The 23,459-nt window shown below is 69.7% G+C and carries 13 protein-coding genes; 9 read left to right on the forward strand and 4 right to left on the reverse strand.

From position 1 onward, the window contains the following. Nucleotides 1-161: 161 nt before the first annotated feature. A complete protein-coding gene (locus WMF29_RS41445) occupies nt 162-2,657 on the reverse strand; it encodes an RHS repeat domain-containing protein (protein WP_437325596.1) in 2,496 nt (831 codons plus the stop codon). Nucleotides 2,658-2,667: 10 nt separating this feature from the next. Here WMF29_RS41445 and WMF29_RS41450 point away from each other — a divergent pair, with 10 nt between their 5' ends. The 3 genes from WMF29_RS41450 (at nt 2,668) to WMF29_RS41460 (ending at nt 4,812) form a co-directional block, all read left to right on the forward strand. Then, nucleotides 2,668-3,045 carry a hypothetical protein gene (locus WMF29_RS41450; RefSeq protein ID WP_437325597.1) on the forward strand — a complete coding sequence of 126 codons (378 nt, stop codon included), beginning with the start codon at nt 2,668-2,670 and terminating at the stop codon, nt 3,043-3,045. 178 nt (nt 3,046-3,223) lie between these two features. Further along, entirely contained in the window at nt 3,224-4,564 is a 1,341-nt protein-coding gene (locus WMF29_RS41455; RefSeq protein WP_437325598.1) for an IS4 family transposase, read from the forward strand. Beyond that, nucleotides 4,561-4,812: a hypothetical protein gene (locus WMF29_RS41460; RefSeq protein ID WP_437325599.1), complete on the forward strand. Its 252-nt coding sequence runs from the start codon at nt 4,561-4,563 to the stop codon at nt 4,810-4,812. Before WMF29_RS41455 ends, WMF29_RS41460 begins: the two co-directional genes overlap by 4 nt. Before the next feature lie 261 nt (nt 4,813-5,073). On the opposite strand, the gene WMF29_RS41465 is transcribed toward WMF29_RS41460, so the two are convergent. Beyond that, a complete protein-coding gene (locus tag WMF29_RS41465; RefSeq protein WP_437325600.1) occupies nt 5,074-14,169 on the reverse strand; it encodes a SpvB/TcaC N-terminal domain-containing protein in 9,096 nt (3,031 codons plus the stop codon). A gap of 577 nt (nt 14,170-14,746) precedes the next feature. On the opposite strand from WMF29_RS41465, the gene WMF29_RS41470 reads away from it, so the two are divergent. From WMF29_RS41470 to WMF29_RS41480, 3 genes are read left to right on the forward strand one after another with little or no spacing between them, the layout of a single operon-like run. Continuing rightward, entirely contained in the window at nt 14,747-15,721 is a 975-nt protein-coding gene (locus tag WMF29_RS41470) for a hypothetical protein (RefSeq protein ID WP_437325601.1), read from the forward strand. Nucleotides 15,722-15,773: 52 nt separating this feature from the next. Then, a complete protein-coding gene (locus WMF29_RS41475) occupies nt 15,774-16,859 on the forward strand; it encodes an ATP-binding protein (RefSeq protein WP_437325602.1) in 1,086 nt (361 codons plus the stop codon). Nucleotides 16,860-16,868: 9 nt separating this feature from the next. Further along, nucleotides 16,869-19,310, forward strand: a complete 2,442-nt coding sequence (locus WMF29_RS41480) for a DUF5682 family protein (protein WP_437325603.1) — start codon at nt 16,869-16,871, stop codon at nt 19,308-19,310. Nucleotides 19,311-19,379: 69 nt separating this feature from the next. Here WMF29_RS41480 and WMF29_RS41485 read toward each other — a convergent pair whose 3' ends face one another. Then, nucleotides 19,380-20,336, reverse strand: a complete 957-nt coding sequence (locus WMF29_RS41485) for a hypothetical protein (protein WP_437325604.1) — start codon at nt 20,334-20,336, stop codon at nt 19,380-19,382. A gap of 413 nt (nt 20,337-20,749) precedes the next feature. Between WMF29_RS41485 and WMF29_RS41490 the strand changes: the two genes are divergently transcribed. Further along, the gene (locus WMF29_RS41490) at nt 20,750-20,989 is read left to right on the forward strand and encodes a hypothetical protein (RefSeq protein ID WP_437325605.1); all 240 of its coding nucleotides are present in this window, start codon (nt 20,750-20,752) and stop codon (nt 20,987-20,989) included. 114 nt (nt 20,990-21,103) lie between these two features. On the opposite strand, the gene WMF29_RS41495 is transcribed toward WMF29_RS41490, so the two are convergent. Continuing rightward, complete coding sequence (locus WMF29_RS41495) at nt 21,104-22,054, reverse strand: LysR family transcriptional regulator (protein ID WP_437325606.1); 951 nt, start codon at nt 22,052-22,054, stop codon at nt 21,104-21,106. A 142-nt stretch (nt 22,055-22,196) separates the two neighbouring features. On the opposite strand from WMF29_RS41495, the gene WMF29_RS41500 reads away from it, so the two are divergent. Together WMF29_RS41500 and WMF29_RS41505 are read left to right on the forward strand one after the other, a co-directional pair. After that, nucleotides 22,197-22,517: a putative quinol monooxygenase gene (locus tag WMF29_RS41500; protein ID WP_437325607.1), complete on the forward strand. Its 321-nt coding sequence runs from the start codon at nt 22,197-22,199 to the stop codon at nt 22,515-22,517. A 620-nt stretch (nt 22,518-23,137) separates the two neighbouring features. Further along, entirely contained in the window at nt 23,138-23,410 is a 273-nt protein-coding gene (locus tag WMF29_RS41505) for a hypothetical protein (RefSeq protein ID WP_437325608.1), read from the forward strand. Nucleotides 23,411-23,459: the final 49 nt, after the last annotated feature.

Genomic DNA, 23,459 nt, shown 5'->3' on the forward strand with positions numbered 1-23,459 from the left:
GACACCACTAAACACAACAACTGTATCCTCAGCGTTATCTGGATCACGGAGCCGAACCGTCAAGACCAAACCTGAACCTTCTCCCTCCACGAGGCCTCGTTCGAGACTCAGGTGAACTACATGCCCCATTCGCGCAATCGTGCGCGTCAACAATTCGCTTGTCATTGTGGCTTGAACTCTCCGGGAACGTGGCTTTTGACTTCTTGACCAGCAGCGCCAGGCTTCGACCAGTCGTATACATGATGATGCGTATCCGGGATCCCTTGCGCCTTGTTACCTGCGTTATAATCGGTGCTTCCGACTAGTCGCCCATATTCGTCATAGTAAGCTTTCCAGGGCTCCACTCGGCCTTGGTCGTTCACATATTGTCCCTCCAGCATCCGCGTCCCCGGCGTTACCTGTTTGGGCGCTTTCACGGCGAGATGCTCGCTGATCTGGGAATCTGGCACCGCGGTCGGGGCCCCCGGTGCTGCCGTTCCACCGCTGCTATCCCCACCGGTCGCTGCCATCTGCATGGTCATGGCGCCCTGCATCACAGCGGCACGACCGCTCGCGACGAGCACCACCCCCACCTCGACGCCCGCGACAGCAACCGGAACTGCTGCGGGAGCCGCCGCGCCGCCCGAACCGGCGGTGGCCGCCACGCCGCCTGCAGCTGAACCACCTGCGATCGCGCCGCCGACAGCCATCTGCACCGCGCCGCCGGTCATCTGCCCGGCTCCCATGCCAACTTGAAACGACTCGGTATCCTTTGGAGGCGGCAAGAAGCCGAGCACGTTGCCAACAACAGGCGTCGCGCCGAGCACAAACCCGTACGAGAATCCGAGGACGGTATCCTCTGCACGCGCGAGGCCTGCCTCGATTTCCTCGACTGTTGGCCATCTTCCCGTGGGATCCATGAGTACAACCGGGTTGTTCCACGCATACGTGTACATCCCCAGGTTGATGGGCCGATACACCCCGCCGTTGATCCTGCCGACCATGTACTCTGTCAGCACCGGATCCGGGCTCACCCACACCCCCAGCCGCGGCTCATAGCTCCGCGCCCCGTAGTAATAGAGCCCCGTCGACAGGTCGAGCTCCTTCCCATTGAACAGGTACGGCTGCCGGTTCTGGAACCGCGAGTCCGTCTGATCCGCCCACAGCTCCCCGCTCGGCAGATACTCCACGTGCTGGCTCAGCGCCTGGTCCTGGTCGGTGACGTACTGCGTGCTTCCGAGGTGGTCCGGGTGGTAGTACAGCACCGGCGGCTTCTGGTAGTAGTCCGCGTCGATCTTGCTCGCTATCCGCGTCTCTCCCGCGAACAGGTGCTTCGTCGCGATCACCCCGTTGCGCACCACGAGGTGCTGGTCGACGTACGCCGTCTCCTCCTCCCCGGCCACCCGGTGCAGGTGCACCCGCCGCTCCCCCGCGCCGTCGTACAGCGCACGCGACATCTCCTGCCCGTTCTCGCTCACCGACACCAGCCGGTTGTCCTCGTCCCAGCTCAGCGTGCGCTGCACGCTGCCCCGGTACTTCCACTGCTTGTGGTTGCCGTTCGCGTCGTACGACAGCTCTCGCAGCCGCGGCTGCGACTCCGCCGGCACGTACTCGTCCACCTGGTTCGCCGCGTGCGGCCTCGGCCCGGTGTAGCGGTAGTCGTTCCGGTACGTCCTCTCCCGGATCGGGTACTGCAGCTGCCAGTTGTTCCCCCCGCTCCGCGCGTACCGGGCGACCTCCTGCCGCTTCGCCGTCGCGTTCCCGAGGACATCGTAGTCGATGCCGAGCGTGTATCGCTCCTGCTCGTTTCCCCGCTCCTGGTAGATCCCCGAAGCCTCGGTCAGCTGGTTCAGGTCGTCGTACGCGAACCGCTGCTGCGTCCGCGCCACCATGACCGCTCCGCCCAGCGACTCGTCGAACGGCACCTCGTTGTTCAGCTCACGGATGTTGCCGACGAGGTCGTACCGGTACCTCAGCCGCTGGAACGGCCTCGGCGGCCGCCCCATCGACCGCATCTGCGCGCTCTGGTGGTCCGCGTTGACCTCCGTCATTCGCCGCGTCGACTCGTCGTATCGGTACTTCGTCTCGATCCCGTTGCCCGCCACCACACGCACCCGCTGCCCGAACTCGTCGTACCCGATGTGCCTCAGGTACTCCGTCGTCCTCGGCTCGCTCGGGTGCTGCGGATTGACGCGCTGGTTCTCCCCGACCACCGACACGACCGCGCCGCCTCGGTCGTACCCGTAGCGCACGACCTCCTCGCCCGAACCCGGGAAGTGGAGCTCCTGCATCCGTCCCAGCGCGTCGAACACGTACTTCATCGTCGCCTGGTACGGCCCCCGGTGCGGCTCCCGCAGCCGCGGGAACTCCGAGGTCAGCTCCGCCGTGTTGCCGAACCGATCGTAACGGAAGCTCCGCTTGCCCGCCGCGCTCGTCTCCTCCACCAGCCGCGCCGCTCGGTTGCCTTCCTCGTCCCCGGCATCGTCCGGCTGGCCGTACGTGTAGACCACATCCTGCGTCACCGGATAGTCGATCTTCCGCAACCGGTTGAAGTCGTACTCGTACCGGATCAGCTGCCCCCGCGCCGCGAGCTCCGCCGTCTGCTTCGCTCGAAGGTTCCCGACCAGATCGTACCGCCACTCCGTGCGGCCCGCGTCGGGGCTCACCAGCGTCACCATCCGGCCCACCGTGTCGTACGTCGCCGTCGTCGCGCGCGTCCGTCACCCGCACGAGCTCCCCGAGGGGGTTGTGCTCATAACGCGTCACGATCAGCTGCTGACCTTCGTCGCTCGTGTTCCGCTCCTCGACCGCCCCGATCCGGCCACCGACATCCCGGTAGCTGCTACGCAACTTGCCGTTCGCGTCGATCACCGTCTCCTGGAACAAAAGCTGCCCGTCGAACTGCACCACGTCGTGCTCGACCCGCGTCTGCGCGTACCCATCCGTCCTGGTCGCCTTGGGGTCGGGCACCTCGACCAGCCGCGTCCGCGACAGCACGTCGTGCTGGAAGCGCGTGGCCCTCCGCAGATCCACCGCCACGAACGTCGTTGTGCGGCTCCACGCTGAACAGCGGCTGCCTCGGCTCCACCACGCGGCCTAGCGCGGCGAACCGCCGCGCCCGGCTCGCCATCCGCACCGCGGTCTCAGGATCCTACAGATCTCGCTTGATGTGTGTTGGGCGACGTGATCAAAGCTGCGGATGGGTTCACCTGCAGCAGAGCACGCAGCGGCACTCGCCGAGGAGATGAGCGACGCGCACTTCGGCGATGCGCGGCTTTCGAAGCGCCAGACCAAGCTGGTGCAGAAGCTGGCGCAGGCGCCGGACAAGAGCTTCCCCTCGCTGCTGTCTGACAGCGAGCTGGAGGCGGCGTACCGTTTCTTCGGCAACGACGCCGTCACGCCCGCGGCGATCCTGGCTCCGCATGTGCACGCCACCCTCGCGCGCATGGAGGCCGAGCCGGTCGTGCTCGCCATCCATGACACCACGACCCTCTCCTTCCGCTCGGACGGCCAGCGGCAGGGGCTCGGACGGCTGCGCTCCTCGGGGCAGACGTTCTTCGCCCACTTCACGCTGGCGGTCAGCGGCGATGGAACGCGCCGCCCGCTCGGCGTGCTCGATCTGAGCACGCACGTGCGCGACGACGGCACGACGGACAACGAGCACGACCGCTGGGGAGAGCAGGTGGAGCGAGTCGCGGCCTTGGGCGCAGCTCCGCACGACGTGGTGCATGTCATGGACCGCGAAGGCGACGACTACGGCCTGTTCGCGCAGCTGTTGAGCGCAGGGCATCGGTTCGTGATTCGGCTCGCGCACAATCGCCTCGTCGAGGCCGACGCCCTCGGAGAGGAGGCCAAGCTCGAGCAGGCGCTCGCGCCTGTTCAAGCGGTGGCCGTACGCGAGGTAGAGCTTTCGCCGCGGCCGGCGGGCAATCGCAGCCCTCAACAGAAACGGCTGCATCCTTCGCGCGCAGGACGCTTGGCCAAGCTCGCCCTTGGAAGCACGCGCGTGACCCTGCGGCGACCGAGATCCCAGCCGCGCGAGCTGCCGGCGACGCTCTCGCTTCAGGTCGTGCGTGTCTGGGAGCTCGAGCCGCCGCCGGGCGAAGCGCCGGTCGAGTGGGTGCTGCTCACGAGCGAGCCGGTCGAGTCCGTCGAGCAGTTGACGCAGCTGGTTGACTGGTACCGCGCGCGGTGGATGGTGGAGGAGTTCTTCAAGGCCCTGAAGACCGGATGCGCCTACGAGAAGCGCCAGATCGAGGACCTGCACGGCTTGCGCAACGTGCTGGCGCTCTTCGCGCCCATCGCCTGGCAGCTATTGCTGCTGCGCAGCGAGGCTCGGCGCGCTCCGGAGCAGCCCGCGACCGCCGTGCTCACGCCCACCCAGCTCGCGGTGCTGCGGGTCTTCGCGCGCAAGCCCCTGCCCGAGAACGCCACGGCCCGCGATGCCTTCCTGGCCATCGCCGGGCTCGGCGGACACCTCCGGCGAAACGGCGAGCCCGGCTGGCAGACCTTGGGCCGTGGCTACGAGCAGTTCCTCACCCTCGTCCAAGGCTGGAGCGCCGCGAAGGAGGTGGGGAAATTATGATCAATCCTGAGACCGCGGTGCCCGTGACCGTGTCGCGCTCCAAGTCCTTCTTCGTCTGGATCACTCGCTCCAGCCCGTCCGCGAGCGCGGCCGTCACTACAGGGGTCGTCCGGCGGGTTCAGCCAGCTGAAACCGTCCTCGTGGCACTTCATCCGAACCCGAAACTACTCGACGGTAAAACGCCTTACCAGTCGCGCGCTACGGCACTCGAACCGAACGGCATCGCGTTCCATCTCCTCTACGCGTAGCTTCACGCGTTCGAGCCCTAGATCGCTTACGTCGACAACTCGAACACAAAGGACCTGAGTCACCCCTCCTCCAAACTCCCGAATCGATAGCTGCCCAACGTCATCAAACTCCAACTCAACCGCTTCCGAGCCAACAGCATCGTCCTTTGCCAGCCGAATATTGAGCCTACACACCCCAGACGCAACGTCCGCAACAAACTCGAGCGACATAACTATTGTATATCCACGCAGCTCTCGGTCAATTTCTGCAGTTTTCATCAGTCATTTCCTATCGAGCGGATGCGGCCCGGGAAACGGACCCGACTCTTTACCCTTAGGCCCGTACTGAGGACCGTATTCGCGTATGTGATGATGCGGACTGGTGTGAGTCGCAGGATCGGGCTGATTTGTATAATCGGTTCGCCCAATCTGCCGGCCGTATTCATCATAGTGCGCCGAATACGGCTCTGGCTGTGTGCGGTTTGGAGAATCGTACTCACCTTTTATGCTTCTTACTCCCGGCTCGACCTGATCCGGAGCCTTACCATGAGGTGCGGTTTCAGTGGATGAAGTGCCATCGCTGTCGCCACCGTTCGCTGCCATCTGCATGGTCATGGCGCCCTGCATCACAGCGGCACGGCCGCTCGCGACGAGCACCACCCCCACCTCGACGCCCGCGACAGCAACCGGAACTGCTGCGGGAGCCGCCGCGCCGCCCGAACCGGCGGTGGCCGCCACGCCGCCTGCAGCTGAACCACCTGCGATCGCGCCGCCGACAGCCATCTGCACCGCGCCGCCGGTCATCTGCCCGGCTCCCATGCCAACTTGAAACGACTCGGTATCCTTTGGAGGCGGCAAGAAGCCGAGCACGTTGCCAACAACAGGCGTCGCGCCGAGCACAAACCCGTACGAGAATCCGAGGACGGTATCTTCTGCACGCGCGAGGCCTGCCTCGATTTCCTCGACTGTTGGCCATCTTCCCGTGGGATCCATGAGTACAACCGGGTTGTTCCACGCATACGTGTACATCCCCAGGTTGATGGGCCGATACACCCCGCCGTTGATCCTGCCGACCATGTACTCTGTCAGCACCGGATCCGGGCTCACCCACACCCCCAGCCGCGGCTCATAACTGCGCGCCCCGTAGTAATAGAGCCCCGTCGACAGATCGAGCTCTTTCCCGTTGAACAGGTACGGCTGCCGGTTCTGAAAGCGCGAGTCCGTCTGGTCCGCCCACAGCTCCCCGCTCGGCAGATACTCCACGTGCTGGCTCAGCGCCTGGTCCTGGTCGGTGACGTACTGCGTGCTCCCGAGGTGGTCCGGGTGGTAGTACAGCACCGGCGGCTTCTGGTAGTAGTCCGCGTCGATCTTGCTCGCTATCCGCGTCTCTCCCGCGAACAGGTGCTTCGTCGCGATCACCCCGTTGCGCACCACGAGGTGCTGGTCGACGTACGCCGTCTCCTCCTCCCCGGCCACCCGGTGCAGGTGCACCCGACGCTCCCCCGCGCCGTCGTACAGCGCACGCGACATCTCCTGCCCGTTCTCGCTCACCGACACCAGCCGGTTGTCCTCGTCCCAGCTCAGCGTGCGCTGCACGCTGCCCCGGTACTTCCACTGCTTGTGGTTGCCGTTCGCGTCATACGACAGCTCCCTCAGCCGCGGCTGCGACTCCGCCGGCACGTACTCGTCCACCTGGTTCGCCGCGTGCGGCCTCGGCCCGGTGTAGCGGTAGTCGTTCCGGTACGTCCTCTCCCGGATCGGGTACTGCAGCTGCCAGTTGTTCACCCCGCTCCGCGCGTACCGGGCGACCTCCTGCCGCTTCGCCGTCGCGTTCCCGAGGACATCGTAGTCGATGCCGAGCGTGTATCGCTCCTGCTCGTTTCCCCGCTCCTGGTAGATCCCCGAAGCCTCGGTCAGCTGGTTCAGGTCGTCGTACGCGAACCGCTGCTGCGTCCGCGCCACCATGACCGCTCCGCCCAGCGACTCGTCGAACGGCACCTCGTTGTTCAGCTCACGGATGTTGCCGACGAGGTCGTACCGGTACCGCAGCCGCTGGAACGGCCTCGGCGCCCGACCCATCGACCGCATCTGCGCGCTCTGGTGGTCCGCGTTGACCTCCGTCATCCGCCGCGTCGACTCGTCGTACCGGTACTTCGTCTCGATCCCGTTGCCCGCCACCACACGCACCCGCTGCCCGAACTCGTCGTACCCGATGTGCCTCAGGTACTCCGTCGTCCTCGGCTCGCTCGGGTGCTGCGGATTGACGCGCTGGTTCTCCCCGACCACCGACACCACCGCGCCGCCTCGGTCGTACCCGTAGCGCACGATCTCCTCGCCCGAACCCGGGAAGTGGAGCTCCTGCATCCGTCCCAGCGCGTCGAACACGTACTTCATCGTCGCCTGGTACGGCCCACGGTGCGGCTCCCGCAGCCGCGGGAACTCCGAGGTCAGCTCCGCCGTGTTGCCGAACCGATCGTAACGGAAGCTCCGCTTGCCCGCCGCGCTCGTCTCCTCCACCAGCCGCGCCGCTCGGTTACCTTCCTCGTCCCCGGCATCGTCCGGCTGGCCGTACGTGTAGACCACATCCTGCGTCACCGGATAGTCGATCTTCCGCAGCCGGTTGAAGTCGTACTCGTACCGGATCAGCTGCCCCCGCGCCGCGAGCTCCGCCGTCTGCTTCGCTCGAAGGTTCCCGACCAGATCGTACCGCCACTCCGTGCGGCCCGCGTCGGGGCTGACCAGCATCACCATCCGGCCGACCGTGTCGTACGTCGCCGTCGTCGTGTTGTTGCGCGCGTCCGTCACCCGCACGAGCTCCCCGAGCGGGTTGTGCTGGTAACGCGTCACGATCCGCGTCTCCGCCCCCTTGATCCGGTTGAACTCCTCCACCGTCGCGATCCGCCCACCCACGTCCCGGTACGTGTTCCGCACCTTCCCGTTGGCGTCGATCACCATCTCCTGAAAGAGCAGCTGTCCTTCCAGCGCCACCAGGTCGTGCTCGATCGCCGTCCGCGCGTAGCCGCCCGGCGCGCTCGTGTCCGGCATGGCGACCTCCCGCACACGCGAGACCGCGTCGTAGTGCGTGAGCGTCGGCCGCAGCAGCCCCAGGTTCACGAAAGCCGTGTCCGGCTCCGCGCTGAAGCCCGGCTGCCCCTGCTCCACCACGCGGCCGAGCGCGTCGAACGCCACCGCCCCGCTGACCGTCATCCCGAGCTCGGTGCCCGTGCCCGTGTCGCGCTCGTGGTCCTTCTTGGTCTGCAGCACGCGCCCCAGCCCATCCGCGAACGTCACCGTCACGATCGGGTCGCCCGGGTGCTCCACATCCTTGTGGCTCGTCTTCGCCCACGCCGGCAGCGCCGCCGTCTGACCCGGCTGGAGCGCATACTCGAACCCGATCGTCGGCTCGCCCTCTCCCACGAGCGCTTCCGGATCGTACACCATCGTCGGCTCGCACCCGACCGGCACGGCGTCGTCGCCGTTCTCCGCGAGATCGCTCGGCCCCCAGATCTCGGTGAGCCGCCCGAAGTCGTCCACCCGGTGCACCATCGTGTGCCCGTTGACGTCGGTCTCCTGCGCCACCGTGCCATACAGCAGATTCGGCACGCTGTTCGAATGGTACCCGAAGCTATCGCTCGCGCACGTGCGGTAGCTGTGCGTCACCTCATCGTAGCTGTAGGTCAGCTTGTAGCTGTTCGGGTCGGTCGACGTCTCGAGGTTGCCGAAGTCATCGAACCCATAGCTCCACGTGGCCTCCGCGTTCGCATAGGTCGTCCCATCCGCCCGCTTGCCGCCGGAGATGACGTTCGTGACCGTCCGCAGCGCGCCCGTCCCCGGCCAGTACGTCGCCGTGCGCCGGCGCAGCACGCGCCCCTGCTCGTCCGTCGTCTCGACGAGCTCCGGCTTCACGATGTAGGCCGAGCCAGGCTCCGTGTAGTCCACCCTCTGGTGCACATTGTCGTCCGGCGTATTGGCCTCGCCGCCCACGTGCAGCTCGATCAGGTTGCCGAGCTCGTCGAAGACCCGCGTCTCGCGCGTGCTCTTGTGCGGCGCGCTCGGGTCGTCGGTCGTCCCCTCGTAGAACGCGCTCCTCCTCTCCGTCTCCTTGGGAAAGAACGAGCCCACCCTGGGCTCCAGCCCCTGGGGCGGCGCCGCATAGTCGACCTCGTTCACCGTGTAGAGCAGCCCATCGCCGTCGCGCAGCGTCGAGCGCGCGACCAACCCGCGGCGGTAGACGTCGTGGTTCAGGTGCTCGACGTCCTCGCTCGACATCGCCGTGACGCCATCCTCGCCGAGCGCCGTCGTCGTCACCAGCCCGTACCCGAGCTCGACCCGCTCCTCCCGGTCGTAGACCCCGTCCGCGTGCGTCGCGATGCGCGTCCGGTACGCATGCACCCCGTACACCCCCGGCGCTCCCTCCACGCCGTCGTGCACCGTCACCTCGCTCAGCACCCACTGGCTCGACGGCATATCGACCTGAGGCGCCCTGTCCACCTCCCCGAGCGCCCCTTCGCTCGGCACGACCAGGTTGCCCTCGCGCTGGTAGTCCAGCTCGATGCTCCCGCCGAGCGGCCGGCTCACCCGCCGCAAGAGGTTCGTCTTGCCGAGCCCGTTGACCCGCGCGTACACCGTCGCGTCACCGTCCCGCTTGAGCACGTGGTCCTGAAGCCCATCGCCGTCGATGTCCTCGAACGCGAGGTGCGATGAGCCGGCGCCTTCCGAGTAGAACACCGACCCGCCGACGCACACGAAGTAGCAGACATCGACCTTGAAGCTGCCCTCGTAGCTCTCCGACCTGCGGAAGCTCACCGCGTCGCCCCCGCCCATGAATGCGTACTCCGGCGGATCGATCGACACGCCCCACGCCCCCGCGGGCCAGGACTCCTCCGGCGCAAACCGGCTCCCGAGGTTGAGCTGTACCCGGAACCACGGCTCTTCCGGCGCCTTCATCACCTTGTCCGGCAGCCCGTCGCCGTTCACGTCCGCGAAGTCCACCACGGTCCGCGCCGTCGTGTACGTGTACCCCGCGCCGGCTGCGGCCACGGTCGCGTCCACGCCGACGCCGACGCTGTTCGCGCCCGTGTCCTCCAGCCGCACCGCGTCCACCCCGGCCGCGTCCGTGAACTCGCTCAAGATGTCGCCGAGCGTCTCGCGCAGCGCTCCCGCATCGAAGTCGCTCTTCTCGAAGCGCGCCCGCTCCAGCGGCACCGGCCCCGCGAACCGATGCCCCAGGTTGAACGCCACCGTCATCACGCCGCGCTGGGGATCCTGCGCCACCTGGTCCACCAGACCATCGCCGTTGACGTCCACCAGATCCACGTGCGTGGCGGACAGGCCATAGCTCGTCCCCAGGTGGAATTGCGTGTGCAGGTACCCCTCGAAGCGCCCCTCGCTCGTGGTCTTGGAGATCGTCTGGATCTCGCTGTCCACGGTGACCGAGGCGCTCCCTTCCAGCCGGATCGCACGGTGCTCGATCCGCCGCAGCGCCTCCGGCAGCGACCAGCTGTCCCGCGGGCCGAACCCTCGCCCGGTGTTGAGCACCGCGCCGTCGCGCGTCACGCTGTCGGGCAATCGATCGCCATTGACGTCGATGAGGTCCAGGTCCGACGTGGTGCTGCCAAAGCTGTAGCCCGCCCCCAGCGGCCCGAGGTTGGCGCTGATCTCCGCATTCCACGTCTCCGCGCTGCGCAGCCGGCCGAGCTGACCGTCTCCTCGCCTCACCTTGCCCACGATCGACGGCTTGACCGCGCTGCCACCGACGAACGCCTCCGACGCGGCCGCGCCCCACACCGGCGCGCTCCCCTGCGGCAGCGGCACAGCGAGCGTGAAGCCGCGCTCCGGGTGGAGCGTCGGAAAGGCGATGTCCGCCTCCGAGAACCCGCGATCTCCATCGAGGAAGCCGACCGACCAGCCATGGAACCCGCCGGCCATCGGGTCCTCTGCCCCGCCGCTCATCGCCGCCTCGGGCGCGAACAAGCCGAGCGACACCGGCTCCCCGTCGATCGTCGCCTGCAGGGTGGCGCCCGTGGGCGGCTCCTGCGCGAAGGCCGTGACGAAGATCGGCTCGCCGGCCTGGACCTCCAGGTCGAGGTCCACGGGGAATGCGGTGCCAGCAGCGCTCGGCGCGGAATACGCCTGCTTGAAGAGCAGCCGATGCACGCCCTGAACGACCAGGGTCAACGGCTGAGAGAACGTGTTGGTCCCCGGCACCAACAGCATTCCCTCGAGCCGCGCTGTCCCCGTGCTCGGCGCGATCCACGGCCGCGGGCGCGTCGCATGCGACCACCTCGCGACAGGCATCGATACATGCGCCCGCTGCTCGACGAGCGCGAGCGGCAGCGGCGCGTCCCCGGGCCCGTCGTTGTGCAGCGTGCAGCCGGTGCGGCCATTCGGCTGCTCGCCGCACTGCACTTGCCCGCGCCGCGGCGCGCCCGTCGCCCGGTCCACGCGCGTATACTCCTCGTAACGGACCACCGGGCTCCACGCGATGCGCGCCGGGTCATCGGGCAGCTCCGCCTTCACCCGGAACCGGAGGCGATCGCCCGCGAGCACCGGGATCGCCTCGGGCAGCAGCGCGCCCATCCCGAGCCCGCCGGCGCCCGCGTCAACGTGCTGCGGCGCCAGGATCGACTCCGCCGCGGCGCTGCCGCGCTCCCGCACGATCTCCACCCACAGCTCATCGCTCGTCGACCACTTCGTGAGGTCGCCCGTGATCCGGACGCTGCCGTCGGCCGGCGCCACCCACGGCACGTCGGGGCGCCCCGCGAGCCGGTGGTCGTGGCTGTACTCGAAGCGGTGGATCGGCGCCCCGTCCGGCCCCGCCTGCGCGAGCTGCGTTTCGCTCACCTCGTAGGAGATCGACGGGCTCCACGAGACCAGATCAGCCGCCGTGTCCACGCGCCGCTCGGGATCGATCGTCGGCGCCGCGCTCACCCGGAAGTAGATCCGGTCGCCCGCGGCCACGTGCGTCGTGAGGACATCACCGCCGCACCGACGCGCGCCAAGGAGGCAGGGAGTCAGCTCGTCCCCGTCGAGCACATCGTCGAACAGCGGCTCCTCCTCGCCGCTCCGCACGATCTGCACCCGCACCCCATCGCCGCCTGCCTCCTGCTTCTGCAGCGCCCCGCCGATGCGGATGTCTCCCTCGAACGGCGCTACCCAGCGCAGCAGCGGATCGGCCGGATGCAGGTCCTTGCGCGCCGCCTGGGCCAGGTCGGGGCGGCCGGACGGCGCGCCGCTCGTGTCGAGCGCGCCCCACGGCTGCTTGCTCCCGAAGCGGCCTCGCCGGTCGTTGAGCGCGGCGTAGACGCCCCCGAGCGGGCCGCCCGACACCAGATCGGGGTAGCCGTCGCCGTTGATGTCCGTGACGATCTGCTCGTCCTCCGTGCTGCTCCGCGTGTACCCCACCGAGCCGCTCAGCGCCGCGACGTTCAGGCCCGCATACACGCTCCATCCCGAGCGGTCCGTCAGGCCGAGATCCCTGTCGAACAAGCCGAGCGCGCTCGCCGCCGCCAAATGGCTCCCGGACGCGGCGCGAAGAAGGTTGAGCCCGACATCGCCGCTGTCCTCCAGGAAGTCGGGCATCCCGTCGCCGTTGAGATCGAACACGCTCTTTCGCACCGTCTCGTCGCCGAAGAAGCCGCCCCCGCCGACCGAGATCGAGAACATGCCGATGCCAAGCCCCACCGACGCGCTGCCGCCCGCGGTCGATTCCTCCGTGCGCGACAGGCCGTCCTTCGTCTTGGCCTGTCCCCATGCCTCGGCGGCCTGCGCGAACGCCGCCACCTCGCCGGACGCGGTGCGCGGCGCCGTGAAGTACTCGAACGTATGCCGGTACAGCTCCTCGCCGAGCGTCACCTGCCCGCCCGCCTGCCGCGCGCCTCGCCCATGGAACGCGATGGCCTGCAGGAGGCGCTTGCCGAAATCACCGTCGATGTAATGGAGCGCGTAGCTGCGGACCACGACGTCGCCGAACCGCACGTCCACACGCGAGAGCTGCTTTTCGGTCTGCTCGAGAAAGCCGGGCCTGCCGCTGAGCATCACGTCGGGCCGCCCGCTCTCGGACACGAAATCCACGGCATAGGCCGCTTCGACCCCTCGTGACGCGTTCGCCGTGTACTCGATGCGCTCGGGGTGCACCTCGATGCGCGGCGGCGGACCGGCCTCGACCTCCCGATCATAGCGGACCCGCATCTGGTTGCCGAACGTGTCGCGCACCTCGTCGAGGTACCAGCGGAACACGTTGCGCGGTTGCCCCGGCCCCGGCTCGGGATCGTCGAGCCGCGCGTTCGCGTCGCGGCCGTAGACAACCGTTGTCCCGTCCTTGTCCGTCACCTCCCAGAAATAGTTATCCGCGGCGATACCGCGGCGCACGATGCGGTCGAACCGCCCTTCCACCCGCCGCCGGAACAGGCACGGGTCGCCGCACGCGCCGCCTTCGGCCTGCACGAGCTCGCTCCCGTCGAGCAGGTAGCGCGGCGCCTCCCCCGCCGCGTACGTCGGCACCCCGAAGCGCGTGTCGATCTCGATGCTCGACAGCCGCAGATCCCAACCCACGCCGAGCCATCCGTTGGGGTGCTCGCTGTCGTACGCGATCGCGAGCGCCGGCTGGATCCCGTTGCGCCCCGGCGGAACCTCGATCGCATGGCTCAGCCGCGCCGCGCCGCTCGAGCTCGCCTCAGGCGGCGCGACCACCGTCACCGCGGCGAACGGGCTCCCCAGCGCGAGCCCCTTGATGCTGTTCGGATCGAAGCTGCGCGTGCCCGGCGCATCCGGCATCGCGAGCGTGGCATTCACGAAGTCGGTGAAGTGGTCGGTCAGGCTCGCCAGCTTGCCCTTTGCGGCCTCGCCGTCCCGCGCGACACGCTCCCACTGGCCCAGCGCCTCGTCGAAGTAGAAGCCCGTCACGTGCTGCGCGGTCATCCCCGGGGGAATCGCATGCTCGTCATAAGGCAACGTCAGCCGCACCGGCTTCTTGAACCTGAGCCCGTGCGGCCCGAAGCGGTATGCCCTCCCCCCGGGCGTGACGTTGACCATCGCGCGCCCCATCGGACGCACCGCGCCCTGGTCGAGCGGGCGAATCGTGATCCGCACCGGCTCGTCCACCGCGCCTTGAGGGATCTCCAGCACGGCCCCCTCGAACTCCACCACCCGCGCCTTGTCGGGCACCACCATCTCGCCGAACGGCGCCCCCGCGTCCTCGACCAGCGGCGCATCGACGCGCGGCCCCAGGGGCAGCCCCCCGACACCGTCGCTCGGCAGCCGGAAGGGAATCGAGGAGAGCGCTGCTCCGCCGCCCGGCGGCGACATCGGCATGAGCCGCGGCTCCGGCGGCCCTGCCAGCGCGAGGCCTTCATGCCCCCGCCCGAGCAGCAGCACCACCGCACAGAACAAAGCAAGACGGTACAACCAGCCCGCGTGTCGCATTCGAGACACTCCCGACGCAAGGTCTGTTGAATTCGCGGCCACCTATGTCCCGCATGACCCGCCGTGTCAACACCACCTCGATTACAACCGATTACAGATCGCGGCGCGGTCAGCCCCTCCAAGGAACCTCCTCCCCACCGCCATCGGCTCGCCGCTCTCCCCCGCTCGCTGGCTCGTACGCCCCTTGAACCGCCACGCCGCCGACGCCCGCAAGCCAGCGTTCCAATAGCGGTCGCCTCTCCACCCGGCCCTCGAGGGCACCCGCCTCCCGGCCGTCGCCCCCCTCACCCAATCCCGGAGTGCGCCGAGCCTCCCGGCCGTCGCCTTTCCACCCGACAGCGCAAGCCACATGCCTCGTCATCACCGCCTCTCCACCCGACAGCGCAAGCCACATGCCTCGTCATCACCGCCTCGCCACCCGACAGCGCAAGCCACATGCCTCGTCATCACCGCCTCTCCACCCGGCGCCGCAGGCAAGAAATCAACGCTGCGCGCGCTGGCGACTCGCGGCTTCCCGTGCGAGGGTGCCCGAATGCCCTCGACTCGAAGACAACCCAATAACAAGCCGAGAACTCAGGCGAAGAAGCTCAGCACCAGCGGCAAGCAACCCTTCCTCACCGAGGACGCCGAGGTCGCGCTCCACCACTTCCGATCCATCGTGGAGCAGACTCCGGAGGACGATCTCGACCCCTGGACCGGCGACGCGCTCATCGTCCGTCTCAACGCGACCCGCGCCGTCGATGCGCTGAGGCCCCATGAGGCCCGCCTCCGCGAGGCGCTGCCGCTGCTCCGGTTCGACGACATCCTGGAGCTCCCCGCCCTCTGCCTCGCGCTCGCCTTCGCCGCCGATCGGGTCTTCGTCCCGGCCAGCCGCAAGGAGATCCAGGCGCGCCAGCTGCGCGTGCGCCCGCTCCGCAGCCAGGCATTGCGCGTCCTCGAGGTCCTCGCCGAGCGCGGCCTCGTGCTGGCCGACCGGGTCAAGGCCATCCGCGCCAACAGCGGGCCGATCGACGAGGCCCGCGACGCCGTGGCCATCCCGGCCCTGTTCCGCGATTTCGCGGACGCCGTCGCCAATCGACACCCCTTCACCCAGGAGGAGCTCAGGCAGCTCTCCGACGACGGCAACTGGCTCCTCACGCAGCTCATTCCAGCCGGCGCGCCCGCAGGAAAGTCGGCGCGCAACCGCGACGCCGTGCTGCGCGACCAGCTCTGGACCGAGGTCCAGCGCCGCTACGACGAGATCTACAAGGCAGGCGTCGAGATCTGGGGCCGCAGGAAGGTCGACACGCACATCCCGGCGCTGATGTCGCGCGCAACAGCCGCCCCCCCGAGGAGCGCCACGAGCGGCGAAGCCGCGCCCGCCGCCTCGCCCCCGGCCGCCACGACGCCCGCCTCACCGCCCCCGGCCATCACGAACCCCGTCACCCCGCCGTCGAGCGACACGACGCCCGCCGCGCCGCCGCCCGCCGCCATGCCGCCCGCGGCCGCGCAGCCCGCCGGCCGCTGATCTCCCCGGAGGGACGCCTCGCCGCGTTCTGCGGTAACCTCCTGCGCCACCCATGAGCGACCTCCGCCAGCCCGCCGAGACCAAGTACGAACACGAGCTCGCGGCCCTCGCCGCCAACGACACGGCGCCGAGGCCGCCCGGGTGGCGCCTCTCGCCGAGGGCCGTCGAGACCTACATCCTCGGCAGCGACAAACCCGTCGGCGGCGTCGCGATCTCCCCCAAGTACATCGGCGATCGCGCCCTCGTGCAGGTCGCCCTCGCGACCCTCGCCTCCGACCGCGCCCTCATGCTCGTCGGCGAGCCGGGCACCGCCAAGAGCTGGCTCTCCGAGCACCTCTCCGCCGCCATCAGCGGCACGAGCGCCCTCGTCGTCCAGGGGACCGCTGGCACCAGCGAGGAGCACGTCAAATACGGCTGGAACTACGCCCTGCTGCTCGCAGAAGGGCCCTCGCAGAAGGCGCTCGTGCCCTCGCCCATCCTCCGCGCCATGCGCGACGGGCGCTTCGCGCGCTTCGAGGAGATCACCCGCACCTCGTCGGAGATCCAGGACGCGCTCATCTCCATCCTGTCCGAGAAGCAGATCGCCGTCCCCGAGCTCGACCAGGTCGTCCCCGCGCAGCGCGGCTTCAACCTCATCGCCACCGCCAACACGCGCGACCGCGGCGTCAACGAGATGAGCGCCGCGCTCAAGCGCCGCTTCAACTTCATCACCGTCCCCGTCGTCGACGACCTCGAGCAGGAGATCCGCATCGTGCAGAAGCGCGAGGCCGAGCTCCGCGGCGACTACCAGGTCGGCGTCGAGCCGCCCGCCGAGCTCGCCAAGCTGCTCGTCACGCTCTTCCAGGAGCTCCGCGCCGGCGTCACCAAGGACGGCAAGACCAAGGTGAAGACCCCGGGCTCCGTCCTGTCGACCGCGGAGGCCATCAGCGTGCTCTTCAACAGCGGCATCCTCGCGCAGCACTTCGGCACCGGGAAGGTCACCGCCGACGACCTCTCCCGGTCGCTGCTCGGCGCCGTGAGCAAGGAGGGCGGCGACGACCTCAAGGCCGTCCGCGAGTACTGCGAGACCGTGGCCAAGGGCCGCGCAGGGCTCTGGAAAGAGTTCTACGCCGCCGCCAAGAAGCGCCTCGCGATCTGAAGGGACCCGATGGACCTCGACCGGCTCGCCGCCGTGCACCTCTTCCCGGTGCGCCACCACTCGCCGCGCTCCAGCGCGACGCTGCGCGCCTACCTCGACGAGGTGCGCCCGAAGGCGATCTTCGTCGAGGGCCCGAGCGACGCCACCCCGCTCCTCGAGGCGCTCGTCGACCCGAAGACCGTCCCGCCCGTGGCGATCCTCGGCTACCGCACCGATGGGGAGCCGGCGTCGTCGCTGTGGCCGTTCGCCGCCTACTCGCCCGAGTACGTCGCGGTGAAATGGGCCTTCGAGCACGGCGCGCGCGTCGAGCTCATCGACATCCCCGTCGGCACGACGCTCGCGCCCTTCGACGGCGCCCCGGTCGGCCACGACGACGCCGACGACCCGGGCGGCCACGAGCGCGAGATCGACGAGGACCGCGGCGAGCACGGTGAACACGGCGACGAGCACGGCGAGCACGCGGATGGCGGCGGCGACGGCGGCGACGGCGGGCCGGCCAGCGCGGAGGGGGAGCAGGAGAGCATCTATGCGGCCTGCGCGCGCGCCCGGGGATTTCGCTCGTTCGAGGAGTTCTGGGAGGCCTCGTTCGAGGCGCCCCGCTACGATCCCGGGCCGTTCCGCGAGGCCCTGCTCGCGTACGCGGACCTCGTGCGCAGCGACGGGGACCGGCTGATCCACCGGGCGCGCGACGCCTACATGGCGCGGAGCATCCTCGAGCGCATGGGGCCGGACCTCGCCCCGCACGAGGTCGCGGCCGTGCTCGGCGCGGCGCACGCGGCGGCGTTCGCGGCGCGCGACGTCGATCCGGCGCTGGAGGCGCGGCTACCGGCGCCGATCCCGTGCGCCGTGACGCTCATCCCGTTCAGCTTTCCGCGGCTCTCCGAGCAGCTCGGCTATGGCGCGGGCAACCGGGCGCCGCAGTACTACCAGCGCGCGCACGACGCGGGCGGCGACTTCCGGCGCGCCACCCTCGAGGTGCTGATCGACTTCACCGAGCACCTCCGCCTCCGCGGCTTCATGGCCTCGCTCGCCGACACCATCGAGGCCTTCCGCCTCGCGGTCTCGCTCGCCGAGCTCCGCGGCAAGGCGGAGCCCGGCCTCGACGAGGTGCGCGAGGCGACGATCGCCACGATGTGCCGCGGCGACGCCACGCACGTCGACGGCTTCCTCTGGCCTGCCGTCATCGGGCGCAACGTGGGCCGCGTCGGGGGCGGCATCGGGAAGAACTCGCTCCAGGAGGAGTTCTGGCGCGAGGTGCGCGAGCGCAGGCTCCCCGCCACCGACGCGCCCGAGTCGTTCCGGCTGTCGCTCACGAACGAGGTCGAGGTCGGAACGAGCGTGCTCCTGCACCGGCTCCGCATCGCGAAGATCCCCTACGCGGCGTACGCCGGCACCCGGGCGGCCGGGCGTGGCGGCGCGGGTGCTCGCGGGCAGCGGCGCGGGCAGGCGGCGAGCGAGGTGCCGCCGGACGAGCTGCTCCGGCAGCTGAGCGAGACGTGGGAGGCGCAGTGGACGCCGGCGACCGACGTGGCGCTCGTCGAGAAGATCGTCCTCGGCGACACGCTGGAGCAGGTGGCGACGCGGCTGCTCGAGGAGGACCTGGCGGCGTGCCACACGACCGGCGAGGCCGCCGACGTGCTGCTGAACGCCGTGCTCGCGTCGAGCGCCCGCGCGGCGGCCTCGGCGCTCGACGCGTGCGACCGGTTCGCCGCGGGCGACAGCGATCTGCCGTCGCTCGCCCGGGCGTGCCGCGCCTTCGCGGGGCTCGCGTCGTTCGGGTCGTCGCGCTCGCTGTCGTCGCTCGGCGACGGCGTGATCGCGACGATGCTGGAGAAGACGTTCGCGCGCGCGGTCCTGCGCGTCCACGGCGGCTGCACGGGCAGCGACGAGGCGGTCGCCCCGGCCAAGGAGGCGCTGCGCACGCTGCACGACGTGGCGCTGTCGCAGCCGATCGTCGACCGCGCCGCGTGGTTCGAGGCGGCGCGGGCGCTCGTGGACAGCGACGCGGTGAACCCCACGGCGTCGGGCCTCGCGTGCGGGCTGCTCTACCTGGCGCAGGTGATCGACGACGCCGAGGTGGCGAGGATCGTCGGCCTGCGGCTCGGGAGCGCGGCCCCGCCCGAGGCGGCGGCGTCGTTCCTGGCCGGCTTCCTCGAGGTGAACGCGCTGGTGCTCGTGAAGAGCCGCCCCGTGGTCGAGGCGCTCGACGCGTTCCTCGGGGGCATCCTTCCCGAGCGCTTCAAGGACACGCTCCCGGTCCTGCGGCGCGCGTTCGCGGCGCTCGGCGCGACCGAGCGGCGGTACCTGCTCGAGAACGTGCTCGCCGCGCGGAAGCTCGGGGACAAGGCCCGCGCGGCGCAGGCGGTGCTCCTGGAGAAGGACCGCGAGAAGCTGAAGGAGATGAGCGAGGACCTGTCGCAGGCCATGGACGACCTGGACGACCTGCTCTGACGCGGGGCCGCGGCGCTTCGCGCGCCGCCTTCGTCGCTCGGCCGGCCGAGCCAGCGGGGCTCGATCAGCTCACTCGGCCCTGCCGGCCCGCGACCAGCCGCCGACGTCGAGGTCCGGGTGCTGCGCCAGGAAGCTCTGCACGCCGGGCGGCGGGGACGCCCACGCCGCGAGGCGCTCCGGCGCCTTCTTGGCGGGCACCACCGCCGAGCGCGTGTAGGAGCTCCACGCGCCGTCGCCGCAGGCATAACACGCGGCGCGCGCGAGCTTCGCGGTCAGCCGGAGCGCCCCCCGCGCGTTGTAGGCCGGCGCGATCTGCACGAGCTCCGGCGCATCCTGCTCTTGCCGGGCGGCCTCCGGGTCGTCCTCGGCCTCGTCGAGGAGCGCCTCGGCCTCGCCCTGCAGCGCCGGCACGCTGGACACCTCGGCCAGCAGATCGACGATCGCGCCCTTTTCGGCGTCCCACACCATGAACCCCACGCCCACGAAGCCGTGCGCGCCGCACGCGTCGCTGTACGTCCGCTCCTCGATGAACAGGTACGGCCCGACGCTCCCGATCGCCTCCGCCTCGTGCTGAATCACGTTGCTCCCGTCCGCGCCCGACGGCGCGATCACCTGCTGGCGCGCGCCCGTCCCGCGCAGCACGAGCTCCGCGCGGTGCGCGGTCCCCTCGCCCGGCTCGCGCGTCTCCCCGGGCCCGAAATCGCAGGCCGAGGTCTCCACCTTCACCTCGCTCACCTCCCAGCGCCACTCCCCTCGACCGGTCGCCACGACGATCCCGGGCTCCTCGCGGATCACCGCGCCTTCCTCGGTGAGGTGCCATGTCCGAGGCGGCCCATCGCCCGTGCGGCCCCAGACCAGGAGCGCCCCGCCGGGCGCGGCGTCCTCAGCGCCCTTGGACTCGGACGAACGCGGGGCAGGCGGGTGCGGGACGTCGAGGGCAACGGGAAGGGCCGACTGCGGGCGGGCGGCGCAGCCGGAGATGAGCGCAAGCAAAGCGATCGACGTGGCGAGTCGGGAGCGCGGCATGCCGGCCGGAGGAGCACGGCACATGCCGCGCAGCGCTCTCAGGAAAGGCCGCGCCGCGCAGGGGGCGGGTGTCTCCGCAGGCCCACACCGCGTGGCAGCCGGGAACCATCACGGCCCTTCGGAGGGCAGGATGGATCGGGCACGTCACCACGAAGGCGCTCTCGCCCGGGTCAATGGCTGACCGGGCGCGGGGGCGAGGACGATCCGAGCCCCAAAGCGAGAGCTATCGTGCGTGTGCAGATGACAAGCACGTCGGACCGCGAGAGCACGTAAGCATTAGCGCGCTCTTTGCGGTGCTCCGCCAGTTACCGGAAGACGCGCCGGAGCGCGCCATCGCGCTCGGCCCTCTGCTACGCTTCCGAGCGGCGCTCGTCGAGCCCGGACCGGCGACGCCCGAGGAAGAGGAGTTTGTCATGACCACCCAGGAGCTCGTCGAGCAGTTCATCGAGCAGGGGCGCAAGCAGGGGTTGGCGCAGGGGACGATCGAGCTGTACGAAGCGCGGTTCGGCCCCATGCCGCCAGCGATGCGATCCGCCGTGGAAGCCATGCGCGACCTGTCGACGCTCCGGAAGTGGCACCTGCTCGCCGGAACCGGGACGCGCGACGAGGTGCATGACGCGATAGCCGCCGATCCGGCTGGTCGCTCGTCCTGAGCTACACCCGGGTCGCCAAGCGGCCGCGACCGGAAGCGCAGTGCGCGTCGTACGTTTTGGATATCCGACAGGCACGGGGCCGGCGCGCCGCGCTCCCGGCGCATGATAAGCTGCTCACCGCCCTCGCGCAGGGGGCCCACCGGCCTCGCCCAGCCCCGCGACCGGCTCACACGCGACGGCGCGCTCGATGGCGGCGCGAAGCCAGCTGTGGCCCTCGTCGCCCTCGGAGCGTTCCGGCCAGACGAGCGTCAAGGTGTAGCCCCTGGCCTCGAGCGGACACGGCCGCACCACGAGATCGAGCTTCCGGGCCAGCGCCTCGGCGACCCGCGCAGACACGGTGAGCAGCAGGTCAGAGCCGGAGAGGATGAACGGAGCGACAAGGAAATGCGACACGGTCAGGGTCACCCGACGACGCAGCCCCCGCGCTGCGAGCTCCTGATCGATGACGTTGTGGTCCTCTCCGTGCGGCGAGATCATCAGGTGCTCGCAGGCAGCGTAGCGCGCCGCCGTGAGCGCCTTCCGGGAGGCCGGGTGGCCCCGCCGCATCAGGCAGACGAGCTGCTCGGCCGCGAGCTGCGTGGACCGGCATCCGTCGGGCACCGGCCCGCCGCGCCCCAGCTTGGCGTCGAGCTCGCCGCGGCGCAGGAGCTCGGCGAAATCCGGCGGGATGTTGCGGCACCGCAGGTTGACGTGCGGCGCCTCGGCGGCGAGGATCCTGGTCAACGGCGGGAGCACGAGCAGCTCCAGGTTGTCGGTCGCGACGAGCCGGAACGTGCGGGTCGAGCGCCTCGGATCGAACCGCTCGGCCTGGCCGAAGACGTGCTCGAGCCGCTCGACGGCCTCGGCTGCTCTCGGCAACAGATCTCGCGCTCGCTCGCTCAACGTCATCTTTCTGCCCACCTGGACGAGCAACGGATCCCCGAAATGGGCGCGCAGCCGTGAAAGCGCGTGGCTCATCGAGGGCTGCGTCACGCCTACCCGGCGCGCAGCGCGCGTGACGCTCCTCTCCTGGAGCAAAGCGTGCAAGGCCACGACAAGATGGGTGTCCACCGACTGCAAGCGCATGGTCGATGGATAGTACGCCGCCCCATAGACATCGTCTATGAATCGGCTCACCGACTGTCGATTCGACGATCGATCCGCCGGCGCGTATCTCTGCTCCCCGGACGGCTCGTGCTGCCGCACACCCCCTACCCAGGAAGCTGCAATGATCATCGAGTACATTCGCTACGCGATCCCCGCAGAGCAAGCGCAGGCGTTCCTGTCGGCTTACCGCGCTGCAGCCACGGAGCTGCGCGGCTCCGTGCATTGCCTCAACTACGAGATCTCCCGATGCACCGAGGAGCCGACCAGCTTCGTCGTCCGCATCCGCTGGGACTCGCTGGAAGGCCACCTCCAGGGGTTTCGCAAGGAGGCTTCGTTCCCGTCATTCTTCGCCAAGGTGAAGCCCTTCTTCGAAAACATCCAGGAGATGAGGCACTACGCGTTGACCGACGTCGCCGGCGCGGGGGGCCGCCCTGGCGGCTGAACGCGCGCGCGTACGACGCGGGCTCCCCTGGTTTCGCGTAGGCCATCGTGCGATGCTCCCTTGATGACGCGGAAGATCGCATCGATCCAGGCGCTCGCTCTCGGACGGTCGCTCTCGCTTCTTCTGCTCCTCGTTCACTGCGCGAGCACGCCGAGCCCGACGACCTCGGCCGCTCCGCCCGGCCGAGGGTCTGGCTTGATCGCGGAGCGAGGGCCCGACCCGGAGGCGGCCCCCGAGCAGGGGCCGGCGCCAGGGTCCGAGCCCGCGATCGGCGGCGCGCCGACGTCCGATCCCGACCAGACCCCTGCTTCCGGTCACGCGCCCAGAGCGGACCTCCCGCCGCCCACCAAGCCGGCACGATGCGCTGCTCCAGCCCGACCTGCTCAGGACTTCGTCGACTGCGCCGACAGCGAGGTCTTCGCCGCCGGCTGCTGCTACCCTAGCTTCGAAGCGGCCTGTGCGGGCCTCGGCTGCTCTCCGACGGCCTGCGAGCGCTTGAAATCGATCCCCCTGCAGGCCCGATGCACCCCCTGATGGTCATGCACCCGGAGGGCCCGACGATGGGCAGCTCTCGACAACAGCCATATCCGCGGCGACAGCCCGGTCGCTCGTCGCCGTGGGTGCATAGGCCCCTCGCGGCGCTCCTCATGCTCCTCGTGGCGGGCGCCGCGCTCGCCGCCTGCTCCAGGGTCACCGGCGCGCCGAAGGGCCGCGAGGCAGCGCCGGAGCGCGACAGCGCCTGCGCCGATCCAGCGAAGCCCAGGGCGTACTTCTATCCTGCGGAGAACCGGACGGACTACGCGCCTGACGACCCCTGGAAAGACGGCTGCGCCATGCTGGTGCCAGATCACCTGTTCTGCTGCCCAGCGAAGGCGCCCGCCGGCCCGCGGTAACAAGCGGCCCGCCAGGCTCCACAGGGGAGCGCGCTCCGGCGGCCCGCGG

The sequence above is a fragment of the Sorangium sp. So ce381 genome (assembly GCF_051473845.1).
Lineage (GTDB): Bacteria > Myxococcota_A > Polyangia > Polyangiales > Polyangiaceae > Sorangium > Sorangium atrum.